This is a genomic window from Burkholderia sp. AU45274 (genome assembly GCF_030482505.1).
In the GTDB taxonomy this organism is placed as follows: Bacteria; Pseudomonadota; Gammaproteobacteria; order Burkholderiales; family Burkholderiaceae; genus Burkholderia.
The window spans coordinates 822120-839217 of record NZ_JAUJQE010000002.1; the positions used below are offsets into that span (position 1 = coordinate 822120).

Consider the following 17098-nt stretch of genomic DNA (forward strand, 5'->3'; position numbering starts at 1 on the left):
GCGGCGGCAAGCGCTGCACCCTTCGCCGCCCACCGGTCGACACCCATGCAAAAGGCCGCCTGCTCGTGCAGGCGGCCTTGTCGTTTCCAGCGCGCGCTTCGGCCAGTCCGACCGACGTCAGTCCTGCAGTTTCCGCAGCGGATGCGTGTCAGGCGTCCACGGGCTGTCGAACATCGCAAGCACGTCCGCGCGGTCGATATCGGTGGACGACTTGAAACGCCAGGCCGGCTGGTGGTCCTTGTCGACGATCAGCGCGCGCACGCCTTCGATCACGTCGCCGCGCGCGAACGTCGAGCGCGTGAGATCGAGATCGCGCCGCAGGCAATCGGCCATCGTTGCCCCGCGTGCACGTTCGACGACTTCCAGCGATACGGCCATCGACAGCGGCGACAACTGTTCGCGCATCGCGTGGGTCGCCTTCTCGACCCAGCCGTCGACGGCCGCGCAATCCTGCTCGGTGTCGAGCGACGCGAGGATCGCGCCGATGTCCGGCTGCGCGAAATGCCGGTCGATTCCGGCGCGCGCGTCGGCCAGCGCCGACGTGTCGGGCGTCGGCACGACCTTGTGTGCGGCCGCCGCGTCGGCCACGCACGCGACCGCCTGCTCGCCGCTGTCGATGCGCGCGCTGCGCAGCGTATCGAGCAGCGCCGGCAGTGCGGCATCGGGCAGATAGACGTCGGCGAGCTGCGCGTACAGCGCGCCGGCCGCGTCGAGCGTCGCGCCGGTCACGGCGAGATAGCGGCCGAGCGCGCCGGGCGTGCGTGCGAGGAACCAGCTCATCCCGACGTCCGGGAACAGGCCGATACGGGTTTCAGGCATCGCCATCTTCGTCGAGTCGGTCACGACCCGCAGGCCGCCCGTATGCCGCGCCGCCTGCGAAATCCCCATGCCGCCGCCCATCACGACGCCGTGCATCAGCGCGATATAAGGCTTCGGGTAGGTGAAGATCGTGTGGTTCAGCGTGTATTCCTCGATGAAGAACGTGTCGACCGCATCGCGGTCGCCGCGCTGCCACGCATCGTGGAAGAAGCGCACGTCGCCGCCCGCGCAGAACGCGCGCGGATGCGGGCTGTGCACGACGACCGCGACGACTTCCGGATCGTCGCGCCACGCGTCGAGCGCCTGCTGCATCAGCCGGATCATGCCGACCGACAGCGCGTTCAGCGCCTTCGGCCGGTTCAGTTCGAGAAAGCCGATGCGGTTCGCGACAGTCGCGCGCACGTCGGGCTGAGTGGATTCGGCGGAAACGGCAGCGGAAGTGGAATCGGTCATGAGAGTCATCCGGCAAATGGCAGTCGCACGCTCAGTGCGCCTGCATCTTCGAGAACAGGTTCAGCACCACGACGCCGGCGATGATCAGGCCGAGGCCGATCACGGCCGGCAAGTCCGGCACCTGGCGATAGAGCAGCATCGCAACGAGCGTGATCAGCACGATGCCCGCGCCCGACCAGACGGCATAGATGATGCCGACGGGCATCGTGCGCAACGTGATCGACAGGCAGTAGAACGCGATGCCATAACCGGCCACGACCAGCAACGACGGCCAGAGGCGCGTGAAGCCGTCCGCCGCGCGCAGCGCCGACGTGCCGATCACTTCCGCGACGATCGCGATCGCGAGCCATGCGTAACCGGGAAGCTGCATCGCTCAGCTCCTTGCGAGGGCCAGCACGGCGTAGTCGTGGCCGAGCTCGGCACACAGCGCCTCGACGACGAATTCGTGGTCCGCGCGCTGCGGCAGCCCCGACGCGGTGATCGAGCCGATCACGCCGGCACCGGCGACGGTCAGCGGGAACGAGCCGCCGTGCGGCGAATATTCGGCGATCGGCAGCCCATGCTTGTCGGCGAGCGTCGCACCGGCCTGCTGCATGCGCAGGCCGATCGCGTACGAGCTGCGGCGGAAATGGGCGACGACGTTGCGCTTGCGGCGTACCCAGTCGGCATTGTCGGGCGTGGCGCCAGCCAGCGCCGCGTAGAATAGCGGCTGGCCGAACGTGACGATGTCGATCGCGATCGCATGGCCGCGCAACGTCGCGAGCGCGTGCATCCGGCTGCCGAGCGCCCATGCGCGGGCCGGGTCGAAATGGGGAAATACGAGCGCCTGTTCCTGCGCGCCGATCGATTGTAGATCGTGAGCGATGTCCATGAATCCGTCGGTACAGTAATGAGAGTCGCAACAGCGCGCCGAAGCGATCGCGCACGGCCCCGCTGTCGAAGAAGCGAAACAAACCGCTCGATTCTAGCGCACGCACCCGCCGTACCGGCCCCACAAGCAGCGACAAGAAATTGTCAGAAACCGCTTGCACGCATTCGGGTTACTCCTTATAATTCATTTCTTCGACGGACGCGGGGTGGAGCAGTCTGGCAGCTCGTCGGGCTCATAACCCGAAGGTCGTAGGTTCAAATCCTACCCCCGCAACCAACCGTCCAGAATTACGCAAAAAGCCCGGCTCCGCGCCGGGCTTTTTGTTTTTCCGCCGCACGCCCCGTCCCGCTTCGCGCGACACGCGGCCCGCACGCGCAGGCGTTCAAGAATGCCACGCCCCGGTGATACACTCGCATCACCTCGTCCCTTCCATTCGACATGAAATTCTGCTCCGTCTGCGGTCACGAAGTCATCGCGCGCATTCCTCCGGGCGACAACCGCGAGCGCTTCATCTGCGATCACTGCGGCACGATCCACTACCAGAATCCGCGCAACGTCGTCGGCACGGTTCCGGTCTGGGGCGATCAGATCCTGCTGTGCCGCCGCGCGATCGAACCGCGCTACGGGTTCTGGACTCTGCCCGCGGGCTTCATGGAAATGGGCGAGACGACGGCCGAAGCCGCCGCGCGCGAAACGCTCGAGGAAGCCGGCGCGCGCGTCGAGGTGCAGAACCTGTTCACGCTGCTCAACGTGCCGCACGTGCACCAGGTTCACCTGTTCTACCTCGCGCGGCTCACCGATCCGGCGTTCGAGGCCGGCGAGGAAAGCCTCGAAGTGAAGCTGTTCGACGAAGCCGACATCCCGTGGGACGAAATCGCGTTCCCGACCGTCAGCCAGACCCTGCGATTCTTCTTCGCCGATCGCGCCGCGGGCGACTACGGCGTGCACACCGGCGATATCTTCCGCTCGCTGCGCAACGGCTGAGCCCCCGCCCCATGGTCCCCTGGCTCGGCCCGGACGATCCGTTTCCGCCCATCGAACGCGCGCTCGGTCCCGCGACCGGCGCGCCCGGGCTGCTCGCCGCGAGCGCCGACCTGCTGCCCTCGCGCCTCATCGACGCGTACCTGCGCGGCATCTTCCCGTGGTATTCGGACGGCCAGCCCGTGCTGTGGTGGAGCCCCGACCCGCGCATGATCCTCGTGCCGGCCGAATTCAAGGTGTCGCCTTCGCTGCGCAAGACGCTGAAGCGCGTGCTGCGCGAGCCCGAATGGGAAGTGCGCGTCGACCACGACTTTCCGGGCGTGATGCGCGCGTGCGCGCAGGCGCCGCGCCGCGGGCAGCGCGGCACGTGGATCACGGCCGAGATCATCGATGCGTACACGTCGCTCTACCGCTCCGGCAACGCGCACAGCATCGAGACGTGGCACGACGGGCGGCGCGTCGGCGGCCTGTACGGCGTATCGTTCGGGCGGATGTTTTTCGGCGAATCGATGTACGCGGACGCGACCGATGCGTCGAAAATCGCGCTGGCCGCGCTCGTCGCGCACCTTCGCGAGCAGGGGCTGGAAATGATAGACTGCCAGCAGAATACGTCGCATCTAGCGTCGCTCGGCGGCCGCGAGATCGCACGCAAGGCCTTTGTCGCTCACGTGCGCAGCGCGGTAGCCGAACCGCCGATTCCGTGGCAGTTCGACAAGCGCGTGCTCGCCGCGCTGACGGGCCGCGCCGAAACAGCGGCCCCCTCCGGGATCGAGCGCTAGCGCGGCACTCCCTCCCTGCAACGAGAGCTGCCCATGACTCACCCGACTGAGCTGCCGCTTTCACCGCTTTCGGCGCTGCAATTCTATGCAACGGCGCCCTATCCGTGCAGCTATCTGGACGGCCGCGTCGCGCGCTCGCAAGTCGCGACGCCGAGCCACCTGATCAACTCCGACATCTACACCGAGCTCGTGAAGGCCGGCTTCCGGCGCTCGGGCGTCTTCACGTATCGTCCGTACTGTGACGGCTGCCGTGCCTGCGTGCCGGTGCGCGTCCCCGTCGCCGCGTTCGCGCCGTCGCGTACGCAGCGCCGGATGTGGAAGCGGCATCGCACGCTGGTCGCGACGGTTTCGCCGCTGCACTACGACGAAGAGCACTACGCGCTCTACATGCGCTACCAGTCCGCGCGCCACGCGGGCGGCGGCATGGATCGCGACAGCCGCGACCAGTACGAGCAATTCCTGCTGCAGAGCCGGATCAACTCGCGCCTCGTCGAATTCCGCGACCTCGACGCCCCGGGCGGCGAGCCCGGGAAGCTGCGCATGGTCAGCATGATCGACATCCTCGGCGACGGGCTGTCGTCCGTCTACACGTTCTTCGAGCCCGACGACCGGCACACGAGCTACGGCACCTACAACATCCTGTGGCAGATCGAGCAGGCGAAGAGCCTCGGCCTGCCCTACGTGTACCTCGGTTACTGGATCCGCGAGAGTCCGAAGATGGCCTACAAGGCGAACTTCCACCCGCTCGAAGGGCTGATCGACGGCCGCTGGAAGATACTCGATCCGGAACGGATCGACCTGCCGCCCGTCGATGCGGCGCTGGCCCGTGCGCCGTTGCCGGGCGGGCATTCCGGCTCGGGCTGACGCGCGCCGCGGGGGTGACGAAGCGAAGCGCGCCCCTGCCGCCCAACTCCCGGTAAAATAGCGGGTTGTCATTCATTCCGGCTGTCCGCCCAATTCCCGTGTTCAGTTCCCTCTATCCGCTGGCCCGCGCATCCCTGTTCAAGATGGATGCGGAAGACGCTCACCACCTCACGCTGCGCGCGCTCGGCGCGGCCGGCCGCACGGGCCTTGCCTGTGCGCTGTCGGCTCGCGTGCCCGACGCGCCGCGCACCGTGATGGGGCTCACGTTCCGCAACCCGGTCGGCCTCGCGGCCGGCCTCGACAAGGATGGCGCGGCCATCGACGGCCTCGCGGCGCTCGGCTTCGGCTTCATCGAGGTCGGGACGGTCACGCCGCGCCCGCAGCCCGGCAACCCGCGCCCGCGGATGTTCCGCCTGCCGCAGGCCGAAGCACTGATCAACCGGATGGGCTTCAACAACCACGGCGTCGACCAGTTCGTGAAGAACGTCCAGGCTGCCCGCTATCGCGGCATCCTCGGCCTGAACATCGGCAAGAACGCCGATACGCCGATCGAGCGCGCCGCCGAGGACTACCTGTACTGCCTCGAGCGCGTGTACCCGTTCGCGAGCTACGTGACGATCAACATCTCGTCGCCGAACACCAAGAACCTGCGCCAGCTGCAGGGTGCGGGCGAGCTCGACGCACTGCTCGCGGCGCTGAAGGACAAGCAGCAGCGCCTCGCCGACCTGCACGGCAAGCTCGTGCCGCTCGCGCTGAAGATCGCGCCCGATCTCGACGACGAACAGGTCAAGGAAATCGGCGACACGCTGCTGCGCCACAAGATCGAGGCGGTCATCGCCACCAACACGACGCTGTCGCGCGCGGCTGTCCAGGGCCTGCCGCATGCGGACGAAGCCGGCGGCCTGTCCGGCCGCCCCGTGTTCGACGCGTCGAACGAAGTGATCCGCAAGCTGCACGCCGAAGTCGGCAGCGAAGTGCCGATCATCGGCGTCGGCGGCATTTTCTCGGGCGAGGATGCCCGGGCGAAGCTCGCAGCCGGCGCGGCGCTGGTGCAGCTCTACACGGGGTTCATCTACCGCGGTCCCGCGCTCGTCGCGGAATGCGTGAAGGCCGTCGCCCGCGAACGCACCGCGTAATATAGCCATAAACAAACGATATTTAGAGGTCGATTGCATTTTTGCTATCATTGGCCTCGATATCAGAATCAATGACCCGGACAGGGCAAGGAAACACACGATGAAAATTGCGCTGCTGAAGAAGCTGCTGGTTGCCGGCCTGATCGGCACGTCGTTCGCCGCTGCCACCGCGCATGCGGCCGACCTTCTCGACCAGGTGAAACAACGCGGCACGCTGCGGGTCGGCCTCGAAGGCACGTTCCCGCCGTTCAACTCGAAGAACCCGCAAGGCGAACTCGTCGGCTTCGACGTCGACATCGCGAAGGCCGTGGCCGCGAAGCTCGGCGTGAAGGCCGAATTCGTGACGACCGAATGGAGCGGCATCATCGCGGGCCTGCAGGCCGGCAAGTTCGACGTGATCGCCAACCAGGTCGGCATCACCGACAAGCGCAAGGAAACGCTCGACTTCTCGCCGGCGTACACGTACTCGTCCGCGCAGCTGATCCAGCGCAAGGACGACACGCGTGACTTCAAGTCGCTGGAAGACCTGAAGGGCAAGAAGCTCGGCGTCGCGCTCGGCACGAACTACATGGACATGGCGAAGTCGGTGCCGGGCATCGACGTGAAGACGTACCCGGGCGCGCCCGAGTACCTGCGCGATCTCGCGGCCGGCCGTCTCGACGCGGCGCTCAACGACCGCCTGATGCTCGCGTACCTGACGAAGAACTCGCAACTGCCGCTGCGCCCGGGCGCGAACGTCGGTTCGGCGAACCCGTCGGGCATCCCGTTCAAGAAGGGCAACCCGAAGTTCCAGAAGGCGATCGACGACGCGATGGCGCAACTCGAGGCCGACGGCACCTTCACGAAGATCTCGGACAAGTGGTTCGGCATCGACGTGACGAAGCCGATCAAGTAAGCACGCCTGCATTTCCCGCCTGACGGCGGGCCGGAAAGGGCGGCATCCGTAACGATGCCGCCCTTTGTTTTATTCGTCCGGTTTATGATTGCGCTTTCGCGCACGCATTCGATTCGTATTCCATGTCGACAACGTCCCTGCTCGTCCAATCGCTGCCGGTGCTCGCCCAAGGCGCCGTTCTGACCGTCAAGTTCGCCGTGCTGTCGATGGTGTTCGGCCTGCTTGGCGCCGTCGTGCTCGCGATGATGGGCATCCGGCAAAGCGAAGCGCTCGACGGCTTCGAACGCATCTGGGTCAACGCGCTCGCGTGGCTCGCCCGCGCGTATGTGAGCCTGATGCGCGGCACGCCGCTGCTCGTGCAGATCTTCGTCATCTATTACGGGCTACCGAGCCTCGGCATCTCGCTCGACCCGACGCCCGCCGGCGTCATCGCGCTGTCCGCGAACGTCGCGGCCTACATGTCGGAAAGCATGCGCGGCGCGATCAACGGGATCGCGCGCGGCCAATGGCTCGCCGCGTACAGCCTCGGGTTGTCGTGGGGGCAGACGCTGCGCTACGTGATCGGCCCGCAGGCGCTGCGCATCGCGGTGCCGAGCCTGTCGAACAGCCTGATCAGCCTGATCAAGGACACGTCGCTCGTGTCCGTGATCACCGTGACCGAACTGCTGCGCAGCGCGCAGGAAGTGATCGCGGCAACCTATCAGCCGCTGCCGCTCTATCTCGCCGCCGCGGCGGTGTACTGGATCCTGTGTCAGATCCTCGAATGGGTGCAGCGCTGGTACGAAAAGCGCCTGTCGCTGCCGTCGCGGCACTGAGCGCACACCGTGCGCCGGGCCGCTCGCGCGTGCCCGGCTCCCGCCTTCCCGCTTACTCGCCCGAATAACGCACGCCGAGCGCCGCTCGCGCGGCATCGGTCATCGCGATCATCTGCCGCGAATGGTCGTGCGTCATGATCGGGCTTTCGGTCTGGCCCGCGCGCAGCAGGTCGCAGAAATGCGCGGTCTCGTAGTTCAGCCCGCCGCCGTCGACCGGCGCATCGAGTTCGACGGTGCGCCCGTCCGCATAACGAATCGTCGCACGCGCGGGGTTCCACCATTTCTCGTGAATCGTCACGTGGCCGCCGGCCGCGGCGATCAGCGCGTCGCCGCGCCCCATCACGTCGAGCCCGCAAAAGAGCTGCGCGATCCCGCCGTTCGCGTGCACGCTGTTCAGGCTTGCGAACAGGTCGACACCCGTTGCACCGACGCGGCCGAGCGTCTGCACGTCGCGCGCCGCACCGAGCCAGTCGACCGCGAGAAACGCCTCGTAGATCCCGATATCGAGCAGCGCGCCGCCCGCGCGATCGAGACGATAGACGGCATGGTCGTCCGGCACCGATGACGACGCGCACCCTGCCCGCACGAGCCGGATCTCGCCGATCGGATCGTCATGCAGATGCGCACGTAACTGACGGTACAGCGGGAAGAACGGCGGCTTCATCGCCTCCATGAAAAGCCGCCCGGCGTCGCGTGCCGCACGCAGCACGGTGTCGAGCTGCGCCGCGTTCAGCGTCGCGGGCTTTTCGCACAGCACGGCCTTGCCGGCAGCAAGCGCCGCCAGCGTGTACTGCGCGTGACTGTCATGGAGCGTCGCGATGTAGACCGCGTCGATATCGCTCGCGAGGAGTGCTTCGAGGCTTGCAGCAGGCGTACCGCCGTACGCTTCGCAAAAGTCTGCCGCGGCATCGGCGCGGCGGGCCCAGGCACCGGCGAGCGTGGCGCCCGGCACGTGCGCGAGGCTTTGCGCGAAACGGCGCGCGATGCTGCCTGCGCCAATGATGCCGAAGCGCACCGTGCGATGGTCGTTGTCGTTCATCCTGATCTTCCGTGTCGGTCGTATGACGATGGCCGGCACGCTGCCGGCCGGCCGTCATGATAAACGGCCCGCGGCACACGGATGAGCGATTCGCGCAGCGTCAGGCGCGCATGGGCACGTCGACGGAGAAATCGCGCGAGATCTCGTCCGCGCTGAAATCGATCAGCGCGAGCGAAGCGGCTTCGGCTTCGCGCGGGTCGCGCCGCTCGATCGCGTCGACCACACGCGCATGCGCCTTCACGACGACGTCGTGTGCACCTTCCTTCTGCACGACACGCGGATTCACGAGACGCACCGCACCGCGCACGATCGCCGCCATCTGCTGGAAGAACTGGTTGCCGCTCGCCTGCACGATCCGCGTGTGCAGCAACTCGTCCGCCGTGTCGTAGCCGGAGTCGCCCGGCTGCAGCACCTTGAACGCATCGAACGCTTCGCGGATGCTCGCGATGTCGGCAGCCGTCGCACGCACCGCCGCCTGCGCGGTCGCGCGCGGTTCGATCAGCATCCGGAATTCGATGACGTCGCGCATGAACTGCGGATCGGGTTTCGCCCGGAATCGCCAGCTCACCACGTCTTCGTCGATCATCCGCCAGTCGCGCATCGGCCGCACGCGCGTGCCGACTTTCGGACGCACGTCCAGCATGTCGCGCGCAAGCAACATCGATAGCGCTTCCCGCATCACGGTGCGACTCACATCGAACTCTTTCGACAGCACGTCCTGCGGCGGCAAGATGCCGCCGTACTTGTCCTCGACGATACCCGAGACAAGCCCATCCATCACTTTCGCGACCAGTGACCGGTCTTTGCCCTGCTCCATGACACCTCCCCGTGCGTCGATTTGCGAACACCTGCTCCGCAGTTCCGCCGGCCCTGGTTACGACTGTTCTTATGATCTATAAGTTGATGAGTTCGAGGATATTTCGCTATCTGGTAAACACCTGACAGGGTTATCCCTCTTTTTGACCGGGTGATTTATACGGCTAAAAATAAGGCCCGGGAAGCGCATTGCGCCTACCGGGCCCCGATTTCCACAAGATTTAAACATTCAGTCCATTACGACGCGACACATCATTACGGACTGCTTTCCATATCTTTCAATTAGCTGAATAAACGATCGTTTCAACGCCGTTTTCCGTGCCGAGCAAGCACAGATTCGCACCGCGCTCGGCGAACAGGCCGACCGTCACGACGCCCGGCCATGCATTCACCTGCGCTTCGAAACCACGCGGATCGGCGATCTGCAGCCCCTTCACGTCGATGATCTCGTTGCCGTTGTCGGTGATATACGGCGCACCGTCCTTCGTCACGCGCAGCACCGGCACGCCGCCGAGCGCGGTCACGCGCCGGCCGATCGCCGTGCGCGCCATCGGCACGACTTCGATCGGCAGCGGGAACGCACCCAGCACCGGCACGCGCTTGCTGGCGTCCGCGATGCAGACGAACGTATCGGCCACCGATGCGACGATCTTCTCGCGCGTCAGCGCGCCGCCACCGCCCTTGATCATCGCGCCGCTCGCGTCGATCTCGTCGGCGCCGTCGACGTACACCTGCAGCGAGTCGACCTCGTTCAGGTCGAACACCTTGATGCCGTGCGACTTCAGGCGCTCGGTGGTGGCGACGGAGCTCGACACGGCGCCGCGATAGCGCGCCTTGACGACGGCGAGCGCGTCGATGAAGCAGTTGGCGGTCGAGCCGGTGCCGACGCCGATCACGGCACCTTCCGGCACGTTCTGGATCACGTAATCAGCGGCGGCCTGGCCGACGAGGCGTTTGAGTTCGTCTTGAGTCATGGAATGGTGATGCTGCGGGATTGCGGAAAACCGCCAGTTTACCGGACTCGGATGACGGCCCGGGTTTTTCGGCGTGCCGGGCACGGCGGATTCAGGGTGCGCCCGCTGCGGGCGCGTTGTCCGCCGGTTGCGTGCCGGGAAAGTACTTGTCGAGCAACGCCTGCGCGATCGCGTCGGTTTCGGCGTCCGGGTTGCCTGCATAGTCGGACGGCCTGAAATGCATCTGGAACGCCGCGAACACGCGTCGCGTGCGTGCGTCGAGCACGCCATCGGTGGCCACGTCGTAACCGTAGCGCGCGAGCTTGAGCTGCAGTTCGCGCACGTCGACCGGCGCATGCGGATCGCGACCGCCGAGCCGCGCGGCCACGACCGCATCGTCCGGCCACGCGCCGACGCCGGCCAGGGCCAGCGCATGCCAGGGAAACAGCGGCCCCGGATCGATCTTGCGTTGCGGCGCGATGTCGCTGTGCCCAACCACGCGCGTCGGCGGAATCCCGTAGCGCGCGACGATGTCCTTCGACAGCCGGGTCAGCGCCGCGACCTGTTCGGGCGGATAAGGCTGCCAGGTGCGGTTTTGCGGATCGAGCGGCCCGCGGTTCACGTTCTCGATGCCGATCGACACCGCGTTCAGCTCGGTCGTGCCCTGCCACTCGCTGACGCCCGCGTGCCATGCGCGCTCCGATTCCGGAACGAGCTGGAAGACGACCGGCCTCCCGCGCTCGACGCGCGGCTGCGGCGGGATGACGTAATGCACGCTGACCGAATCGCCCGTCAGCGTGCGCAGCGATTTCGCCTCGTCGCTTTCGGTGTAATGCATCACGAGAAAGCGGATCCGCGCATCGGCGCCGCGCGCGTGCAGGCTCGTGTCGGCGTAGTAAGTACCGCGTTCGACGAGCGACGGCGACGTGCAGGCAGCCAGCAGGCACAGCACCGCGCAGGATGCGCCAGCGCGAAACAGGGTCATCGGTCGCGAGCTCCGGAGAGCCGCGTGCCGCAGCGGATCGCGGCACGCGTCGTTCGGTTCATTCGAGGCCCGCGCAGGGCGCGCGGGACGGGCTGCGTCAGCCCTTCACGCGCCGCTGGCGCACGGCTTCGTACAGGCACACGCCGCTTGCGACCGATACGTTCAGGCTTTCCACGCTGCCGGCCATCGGAATGCTCATCACTTCGTCGCAGGTGTCGCGCGTCAGCCGGCGCATGCCTTCGCCTTCCGCGCCCATCACGAGCGCGACGGGGCCGTCGAGCTTGGTTTCGTAGAGCGTCGCCGATGCCTCGTCCGACGTGCCGATGATCCACACGCCGGCCTCCTTCAGCTCGCGCAGCGCACGGGCGAGGTTCGTCACCGTGATGTACGGCACCGTATCCGCCGCACCGCTCGCCACCTTGGCCGCGGTTGCGTTCAGGCCGACCGCGCGGTCGCGCGGTGCGATCACCGCATGCGCGCCGGCCGAATCGGCGACACGCAGGCACGCGCCGAGGTTGTGCGGATCGGTGACACCGTCGAGCACCAGCAGCAGCGCCGGGCCCTGGATGCCGTCGAGCAGCTCGGACAGGTTCTGCGCGAGCGGGATGTCCTCGACACGCGCGACGACACCCTGGTGACGCTCGGTATGCGCGAGGCCCCACAGGCGCGTTTCGTCGGCTGCAATCAACCGCACGCCCGCTTCCTTCGCGGTGTGCAGGAAGTCCTGCATGCGGCGGTCGCGGCGCGTCTGGTCGTACAGCACCTCCGCAACCGTCGATGCATCGTGCCGCAAACGTGCGGTCACCGCATGAAAACCGTAAAGAACCTTCAGACGTGACATGACTGGAACAACCTTCGATCAAACGTGCGGCCGCGCGACGCGCGCAGCCGCGATCCATGGAAAAGGAAAGCGCCGCGTTGCCGGCTGATGACCGGTCACGCGGCGTCTCTCGATACTGCAGGGCGGGCGCTGGCGCCGCCCCGCACGCTCAATACTTCTTGCGGGCGCGCGTCTTCTTCGCGGTCGGCTTCGCCGCTGCACCGCCACCGCTGCTACCCTTCTTGCGCGCGGCGCGCGCTTCATTCACCGCAACGCTCGGCGCACTCGCGGCCTTCTTGCGGCGCGGCACGGGATCCTCCACCTGCGGCAGCGTGCGTACGCGCGGGCCATTGCCGCGGTCGACACCGCCGCCAGCGGACGCCGGCGCGGGCGACGGACGCGGCGCCTTCACCGGCGTATCGCGCACGAGGCGGAAGTCGATCTTGCGTGCATCGAGATCGACGCGGCTCACCTGCACGCGCACGCGATCCGACAGGCGATAGCGGATGCCCGTGCGTTCACCGCGCAGCTCGTTCTTGATCTCGTCGTACTGGAAGTAGTCCGAGCCGAGTTCCGTGACGTGCACGAGCCCTTCGATGAACAGCGTATCGAGCTGCACGAAGATGCCGAACGACGTGACGCCGTTCACCATCCCGCCGTACTCCTCGCCGAGCTTGTCGCGCATGAAATAGCACTTGAGCCAGGCCTCGACGTCGCGCGATGCTTCATCCGCGCGGCGCTCGTTCGCCGAGCAGTGCAGGCCGAGTTCTTCCCAGATCGCCGTGTTCGAACGCGAGCGGCCGCGCGATTCGTCGTCGGCCTGCTGCATCGCGCGAGCGCGCGGCGACAGCGCGGTGTTCAGCTCGAAACCTTCCGGCGCCTTCGGCACGTATTTCTTGCCCGACAGGATCGCGTAGATCGCGCGGTGCGTGAGCAAGTCCGGATAACGACGGATCGGGCTCGTGAAGTGCGCGTACGCCTCGTAGGCCAGGCCGAAGTGACCGATGTTGTCCGGACTGTAGACGGCCTGCTGCATCGAGCGCAGCAGCATCGGCTGCAGCATCTGCGCATCGGGCCGGTCGCGGATCTGCGCCATCAGCGCCGCGTAGTCGCTCGCATGCGGCTTGTCGCCGCCGCCGAGCGACAGACCCATGCCGCGCAGGAACGCACGCAGGTTCTCGAGCTTCTCCGGCGTCGGCCCCGCGTGCACGCGGTACAGGCCCGGATGCTTGTTGCGCTTCAGGAAATCGGCCGCGCAGACGTTCGCGGCCAGCATGCATTCCTCGATCAGCTTGTGCGCATCGTTACGCTGGCGCGGCACGATCTGCTCGATCTTGCCCTGCGAGTTGCAGACGATGTAGGTCTCGGTCGTGTCGAAGTCGATCGCGCCACGCTTCTGCCGCGCGGCGAACAGCGACTTGTAGACGCCGTACAGGTCCTGCAGGTGCGGCAGAAGATCCGCGCGGCGCGCAGCCTCCGGCCCCTTCGTGTTCGACAGCACGGCGGCGACTTCGGTGTACGTCAGGCGCGCCGCCGAATGGATGACGGCCGGATAGAACTGGTACGCCTTGATCTCGCCGCGCGCGGTGATCACCATGTCGCACGCGAGCACGCAGCGGTCGACCTGCGGATTCAGCGAGCACAGGCCGTTCGACAGCTTCTCCGGCAGCATCGGAATCACGCGGCGCGGGAAGTAGACCGACGTGCTGCGCTCGAGCGCGTCGGCATCGAGCCCGCTGCCCGGCTGTACGTAGTGCGACACGTCGGCGATCGCGACGATCAGCCGGTAGCCGTCGCCGCGGCCGACCTTGACCGGCTCGCAGTAGACGGCGTCGTCGAAGTCGCGGGCGTCCTCGCCGTCGATCGTCACGAGCGGCACGTCGCGCAGGTCGACGCGGAAACGCAGGTCGGTCGGCCGCACCTTGTCGGGCAGCGCGGCGGCTTCGTCGAGCGCCGGCTGGCTGAACTCGTGCGGCACGCCGTACTTGCGCACCGCGATTTCGATTTCCATGCCCGGATCGTCGATGTCGCCGAGCACCTCGACGACACGGCCGAGCGGTTGCGAATGGCGGCTCGGGAAATCGGTCAGCTCGACGACGACGACCTGCCCGACCTTCGCCTTCTTCACGTTCTGCGTGATCAGGATGTCGTGGCCGATACGCTTGTCTTCCGGTGCGACGATCAGCGCGCCGTTCTCGTTGAGCAGGCGGCCGATCACGCGCTTGTTCGCGCGCTCGGTGACTTCGACGACATGCCCTTCCGGACGGCCGCGGCGATCGTAGCCGACGATCCGCGCGAGCACGCGATCGTTGTGCATCACCTTCTGCATTTCGCCGTTCGGCAAGAACAGGTCGTCCTGGCCGTCGTCGCGGATCACGAACCCGTAGCCGTCGCGATGCCCCTGCACGCGCCCGGCGACGAAGTTCGACGGATGGGTCAACTGGTAGTGGCCGCGCTTGTCGAGGCGGATCTGGCCGTCGCGTTCCATCGCGGCGACACGCCGGAAGAACCCCTCGCGCTCCTGACGCTTGATCGACAGTGCTTCCGCGATGTCGTTGGCGGCCAGCGGCGCGTCGCTCGTACGCAGCACGCCGAGAATTTCTTCACGGCTCGGAATGGGGTACGGATATTTGCTCAAGGGTTTGTCGATGGTTGTTCTCGTTGCGTTGATTGATGGTGCACGGCATCAACATAGAGGTGTCCGTCAGACAGTTCTATATTGACGGCGGCGGGTCATTCTATCACCCGCCTGTGTCGCCAAATGACCGGAATGCCGCCGGCAGGCATGGCGGAGCCCGGTTTGCGATGCATCGCAAAAAAGTGTTGACACGAATAATTGGGGCGCTATAATTTCGCTTCTTTGCAGCAAGCAGCTACTGCAAAACGTGCCCAGGTGGCGGAATTGGTAGACGCACTAGGTTCAGGTCCTAGCGGTGGCAACATCGTGGAGGTTCGAGTCCTCTCCTGGGCACCATCTGTTTTATGAAAAGGTCGGCTTCTAGCCGGCCTTTTTTCATTTCAAGCCCAGGAAGCACTGCGCCGGGGTCGCGCATGTGCTGCCGAGTTCTCTCCTCGGCAGCCTCGGTTTTAAAAAAGCAAAAAGGCCGGCATCGTGCCGGCCACCTCCCCTTCGTTTCCGAGCCTTGGGCGCGCCCATCGCGGCCCGCCAGGCATCGTCGCGAATCAGCACCAAAGTGGTGCGCGCGCGGTGGATCGAAATCCGCCTCGCGCCACGTCACCATCAGAGCATGCGCTTCAGCACGTCGTTCTTCGACACGAAATGATGCTTGAGTGCCGCCCCCGCGTGTACCACCACCACGAATGCCAGCGTATAGCAGCCGAACTTGTGAAGTTCGAACCAGTGCTCGGTCACCGGCCCCGCGCTATACGGCGTCTTCACGTAAAGCAGGCCAAACAGCCAGTAACCGTCCGGCACCATCACGAACCCGCTGAACAGCACGAAGGCGACCAGCGCGTAAATCAGCGAGTGCACCAGGTGCGCGATCGATTGCTGCTGACGCGGAATCGACGCGACGTCAGGCGGCGTGCGGCGGAAGAACGACCACACGTAGCGCAGCGGAAACAGCACGATCAGGCAGCTCGCGAGCGACATGTTCAGGGTCGACACGAAACGCCAGAGATCCGGCTGCGTGATGAAGTGCAGCGAAATTCCAGCCACCATCGTGTACAGGATCACGGCCGCGAAAATCCAGTGCAGCGCGCGGGAAAAGCGGTCGTATCGACCGCTGGATAATGTTTCGTTCTGCAAATCTGTTTGGGAAGCCACCTGCATGATTCATCCTTTATCGGTTGCGAAGACATGGTTGCCATGGATATGTGGATGAAATTATCGAGGCGGAAACCCGTGTTGATAACCATTCTCAAGGATTTCAAAATACCCGGGGCGGCGTCAGCGCATCTCGATCAGGAACGTCATCACGCCGTCACCCGCCCCCGCCGTCACGCGCTCGCCGTACTGGTAGTACTGCGCGGTATACGGCAACGTGGTTGCCCCGACCGTCGCGTCGCCGAGGCTGTGCCAGGTGTTCAACGTGACCGGCGCATCGTTTTTCAGCACGCGAATGCCGACACCCAGCGCGGCGTCATCGCCGAGCAGCTTCAGCACGTCGGTCGTGCCCGGCACCGTCTCGCCGAGCAGCTGGATCGACAGCGGTGTCGGCCGTGCCTCGCCGAACGGGCTGCAGGTCAGGTCGATCGCGAATTCGCGTGACGCCTGGGTCGAGCCCGGACCGTCGAAGGCCGACGCGGGCACGGCGCCGAGCGGCACGACGAGATGCTTCGAAGCCGTATTGACGGTGCACGCGACGCCCCGCACGTAACTGCTCGTAATGTGCTTGCGCACCACGTAATGGCTCGGATCGCCGCTCACGGGCGACGCCTCGACGATAAACGCCTGGCCCAGCAGGAAGCCGGGCGTCACCGGCCCGATCTTGACGACCTCCATGTCGATCATGAACTCGCGCGCCGAGCCGTCCCCCGGATGCGTCCCGAGCACGCCTTCCGTCTTGCTGCCGAGATCCTCGCCGTCGCGCACCATCCGCAGCGCAAGGCCGGGGAGATTGGTTGCCCACAGGTTCATGCCCGGCGCGGGGCCGAACTCGCTCGAGTAATTCAAGGTCCGCGCCAGCGGCTCGCCCTGGCCGTTCGGCGCACAGGTGAGGGTCAGCGTGAACCGGATCGACCGGACGCCGCCGCCGACCTCGACGCCGTCGGCCGCGATCGAACCGAACTCGATCGGATTGAAATCTTCGGGGAGGCTCAGGCACGCGGCAAACGCGGGCGCCGTGCAGAGCGTCAGCGCGACGAACGCCGCCCAGCGGCGCAGGCATGCGGCAAATCGGGAAATCATGG

General features: G+C 66.1%; 17 protein-coding genes and 2 tRNA genes. 8 read left to right on the forward strand and 11 right to left on the reverse strand.

Annotated elements, in window-relative coordinates:
• Nucleotides 1-117: 117 nt before the first annotated feature.
• From QZM35_RS12625 to QZM35_RS12635, 3 genes are read right to left on the reverse strand one after another with little or no spacing between them, the layout of a single operon-like run.
• Complete coding sequence (locus QZM35_RS12625; protein ID WP_301776048.1) at nucleotides 118-1272, reverse strand: enoyl-CoA hydratase/isomerase family protein; 1155 nt, start codon at nucleotides 1270-1272, stop codon at nucleotides 118-120.
• 31 nt (nucleotides 1273-1303) lie between these two features.
• Nucleotides 1304-1642, reverse strand: coding sequence for a multidrug efflux SMR transporter (locus QZM35_RS12630; RefSeq protein ID WP_039358831.1), 339 nt, complete (start codon nucleotides 1640-1642; stop codon nucleotides 1304-1306).
• Nucleotides 1643-1645: 3 nt separating this feature from the next.
• Complete coding sequence (locus QZM35_RS12635) at nucleotides 1646-2143, reverse strand: heme-degrading domain-containing protein (RefSeq protein ID WP_301776049.1); 498 nt, start codon at nucleotides 2141-2143, stop codon at nucleotides 1646-1648.
• 199 nt (nucleotides 2144-2342) lie between these two features.
• Here QZM35_RS12635 and QZM35_RS12640 point away from each other — a divergent pair.
• The 7 genes from QZM35_RS12640 (at nucleotide 2343) to QZM35_RS12670 (ending at nucleotide 7613) form a co-directional block, all read left to right on the forward strand.
• A tRNA-Met gene (locus QZM35_RS12640) sits at nucleotides 2343-2419 on the forward strand.
• A gap of 162 nt (nucleotides 2420-2581) precedes the next feature.
• Nucleotides 2582-3127 (forward strand): NUDIX hydrolase, encoded by a 546-nt coding sequence (locus tag QZM35_RS12645; protein WP_089425269.1) that lies wholly within the window; start codon nucleotides 2582-2584, stop codon nucleotides 3125-3127.
• An 11-nt stretch (nucleotides 3128-3138) separates the two neighbouring features.
• On the forward strand, nucleotides 3139-3903 hold the full coding sequence (gene aat, locus QZM35_RS12650; protein WP_069247864.1) for a leucyl/phenylalanyl-tRNA--protein transferase: 765 nt from the start codon (nucleotides 3139-3141) through the stop codon (nucleotides 3901-3903).
• Between the two features lie 33 nt (nucleotides 3904-3936).
• The gene (locus tag QZM35_RS12655) at nucleotides 3937-4767 is read left to right on the forward strand and encodes an arginyltransferase (RefSeq protein WP_089425267.1); all 831 of its coding nucleotides are present in this window, start codon (nucleotides 3937-3939) and stop codon (nucleotides 4765-4767) included.
• 98 nt (nucleotides 4768-4865) lie between these two features.
• A complete protein-coding gene (locus QZM35_RS12660) occupies nucleotides 4866-5903 on the forward strand; it encodes a quinone-dependent dihydroorotate dehydrogenase (RefSeq protein WP_021161559.1) in 1038 nt (345 codons plus the stop codon).
• Between the two features lie 100 nt (nucleotides 5904-6003).
• Nucleotides 6004-6798, forward strand: coding sequence for a cystine ABC transporter substrate-binding protein (locus QZM35_RS12665; protein WP_039358847.1), 795 nt, complete (start codon nucleotides 6004-6006; stop codon nucleotides 6796-6798).
• A 122-nt stretch (nucleotides 6799-6920) separates the two neighbouring features.
• A complete protein-coding gene (locus QZM35_RS12670; RefSeq protein ID WP_006484207.1) occupies nucleotides 6921-7613 on the forward strand; it encodes an amino acid ABC transporter permease in 693 nt (230 codons plus the stop codon).
• 52 nt (nucleotides 7614-7665) lie between these two features.
• Here QZM35_RS12670 and QZM35_RS12675 read toward each other — a convergent pair whose 3' ends face one another.
• From QZM35_RS12675 to rnr, 6 genes are all read right to left on the reverse strand, one after another.
• Nucleotides 7666-8652 carry a Gfo/Idh/MocA family protein gene (locus QZM35_RS12675; RefSeq protein ID WP_089431016.1) on the reverse strand — a complete coding sequence of 329 codons (987 nt, stop codon included), beginning with the start codon at nucleotides 8650-8652 and terminating at the stop codon, nucleotides 7666-7668.
• 100 nt (nucleotides 8653-8752) lie between these two features.
• Nucleotides 8753-9469, reverse strand: coding sequence for a FadR/GntR family transcriptional regulator (locus QZM35_RS12680; protein ID WP_089425265.1), 717 nt, complete (start codon nucleotides 9467-9469; stop codon nucleotides 8753-8755).
• Nucleotides 9470-9746: 277 nt separating this feature from the next.
• Complete coding sequence (gene rpiA, locus QZM35_RS12685) at nucleotides 9747-10442, reverse strand: ribose-5-phosphate isomerase RpiA (protein ID WP_011351848.1); 696 nt, start codon at nucleotides 10440-10442, stop codon at nucleotides 9747-9749.
• A 91-nt stretch (nucleotides 10443-10533) separates the two neighbouring features.
• Nucleotides 10534-11406, reverse strand: a complete 873-nt coding sequence (locus QZM35_RS12690; protein WP_301776050.1) for an N-acetylmuramoyl-L-alanine amidase — start codon at nucleotides 11404-11406, stop codon at nucleotides 10534-10536.
• 97 nt (nucleotides 11407-11503) lie between these two features.
• Nucleotides 11504-12247 (reverse strand): 23S rRNA (guanosine(2251)-2'-O)-methyltransferase RlmB, encoded by a 744-nt coding sequence (rlmB, locus tag QZM35_RS12695; RefSeq protein WP_011351846.1) that lies wholly within the window; start codon nucleotides 12245-12247, stop codon nucleotides 11504-11506.
• A 148-nt stretch (nucleotides 12248-12395) separates the two neighbouring features.
• On the reverse strand, nucleotides 12396-14864 hold the full coding sequence (rnr, locus tag QZM35_RS12700; protein ID WP_089425263.1) for a ribonuclease R: 2469 nt from the start codon (nucleotides 14862-14864) through the stop codon (nucleotides 12396-12398).
• A gap of 249 nt (nucleotides 14865-15113) precedes the next feature.
• Here rnr and QZM35_RS12705 point away from each other — a divergent pair.
• Nucleotides 15114-15200 (forward strand) — tRNA-Leu (locus QZM35_RS12705).
• Between the two features lie 267 nt (nucleotides 15201-15467).
• On the opposite strand, the gene QZM35_RS12710 is transcribed toward QZM35_RS12705, so the two are convergent.
• Both QZM35_RS12710 and QZM35_RS12715 read right to left on the reverse strand, forming a co-directional pair.
• Nucleotides 15468-16013: a cytochrome b gene (locus QZM35_RS12710; protein WP_254600243.1), complete on the reverse strand. Its 546-nt coding sequence runs from the start codon at nucleotides 16011-16013 to the stop codon at nucleotides 15468-15470.
• 123 nt (nucleotides 16014-16136) lie between these two features.
• The gene (locus tag QZM35_RS12715) at nucleotides 16137-17096 is read right to left on the reverse strand and encodes a fimbrial protein (RefSeq protein ID WP_301776051.1); all 960 of its coding nucleotides are present in this window, start codon (nucleotides 17094-17096) and stop codon (nucleotides 16137-16139) included.
• Between the last annotated feature and the right edge of the window lie 2 nt (nucleotides 17097-17098).

Bases quoted from the DNA above. Each gene is read 5' to 3' on its own strand.
- QZM35_RS12625 (WP_301776048.1), bottom strand. From the start codon at position 1,272: ATGACCGATTCCACTTCCGCTGCCGTTTCCGCCGAATCCACTCAGCCC.
- QZM35_RS12630 (WP_039358831.1), bottom strand. From the start codon at position 1,642: ATGCAGCTTCCCGGTTACGCATGGCTCGCGATCGCGATCGTCGCGGAA.
- QZM35_RS12635 (WP_301776049.1), bottom strand. From the start codon at position 2,143: ATGGACATCGCTCACGATCTACAATCGATCGGCGCGCAGGAACAGGCG.
- QZM35_RS12645 (WP_089425269.1), top strand. From the start codon at position 2,582: ATGAAATTCTGCTCCGTCTGCGGTCACGAAGTCATCGCGCGCATTCCT.
- aat (WP_069247864.1), top strand. From the start codon at position 3,139: ATGGTCCCCTGGCTCGGCCCGGACGATCCGTTTCCGCCCATCGAACGC.
- QZM35_RS12655 (WP_089425267.1), top strand. From the start codon at position 3,937: ATGACTCACCCGACTGAGCTGCCGCTTTCACCGCTTTCGGCGCTGCAA.
- QZM35_RS12665 (WP_039358847.1), top strand. From the start codon at position 6,004: ATGAAAATTGCGCTGCTGAAGAAGCTGCTGGTTGCCGGCCTGATCGGC.
- QZM35_RS12670 (WP_006484207.1), top strand. From the start codon at position 6,921: ATGTCGACAACGTCCCTGCTCGTCCAATCGCTGCCGGTGCTCGCCCAA.
- QZM35_RS12675 (WP_089431016.1), bottom strand. From the start codon at position 8,652: ATGAACGACAACGACCATCGCACGGTGCGCTTCGGCATCATTGGCGCA.
- QZM35_RS12680 (WP_089425265.1), bottom strand. From the start codon at position 9,469: ATGGAGCAGGGCAAAGACCGGTCACTGGTCGCGAAAGTGATGGATGGG.
- rpiA (WP_011351848.1), bottom strand. From the start codon at position 10,442: ATGACTCAAGACGAACTCAAACGCCTCGTCGGCCAGGCCGCCGCTGAT.
- QZM35_RS12690 (WP_301776050.1), bottom strand. From the start codon at position 11,406: ATGACCCTGTTTCGCGCTGGCGCATCCTGCGCGGTGCTGTGCCTGCTG.
- rlmB (WP_011351846.1), bottom strand. From the start codon at position 12,247: ATGTCACGTCTGAAGGTTCTTTACGGTTTTCATGCGGTGACCGCACGT.
- QZM35_RS12715 (WP_301776051.1), bottom strand. From the start codon at position 17,096: ATGATTTCCCGATTTGCCGCATGCCTGCGCCGCTGGGCGGCGTTCGTC.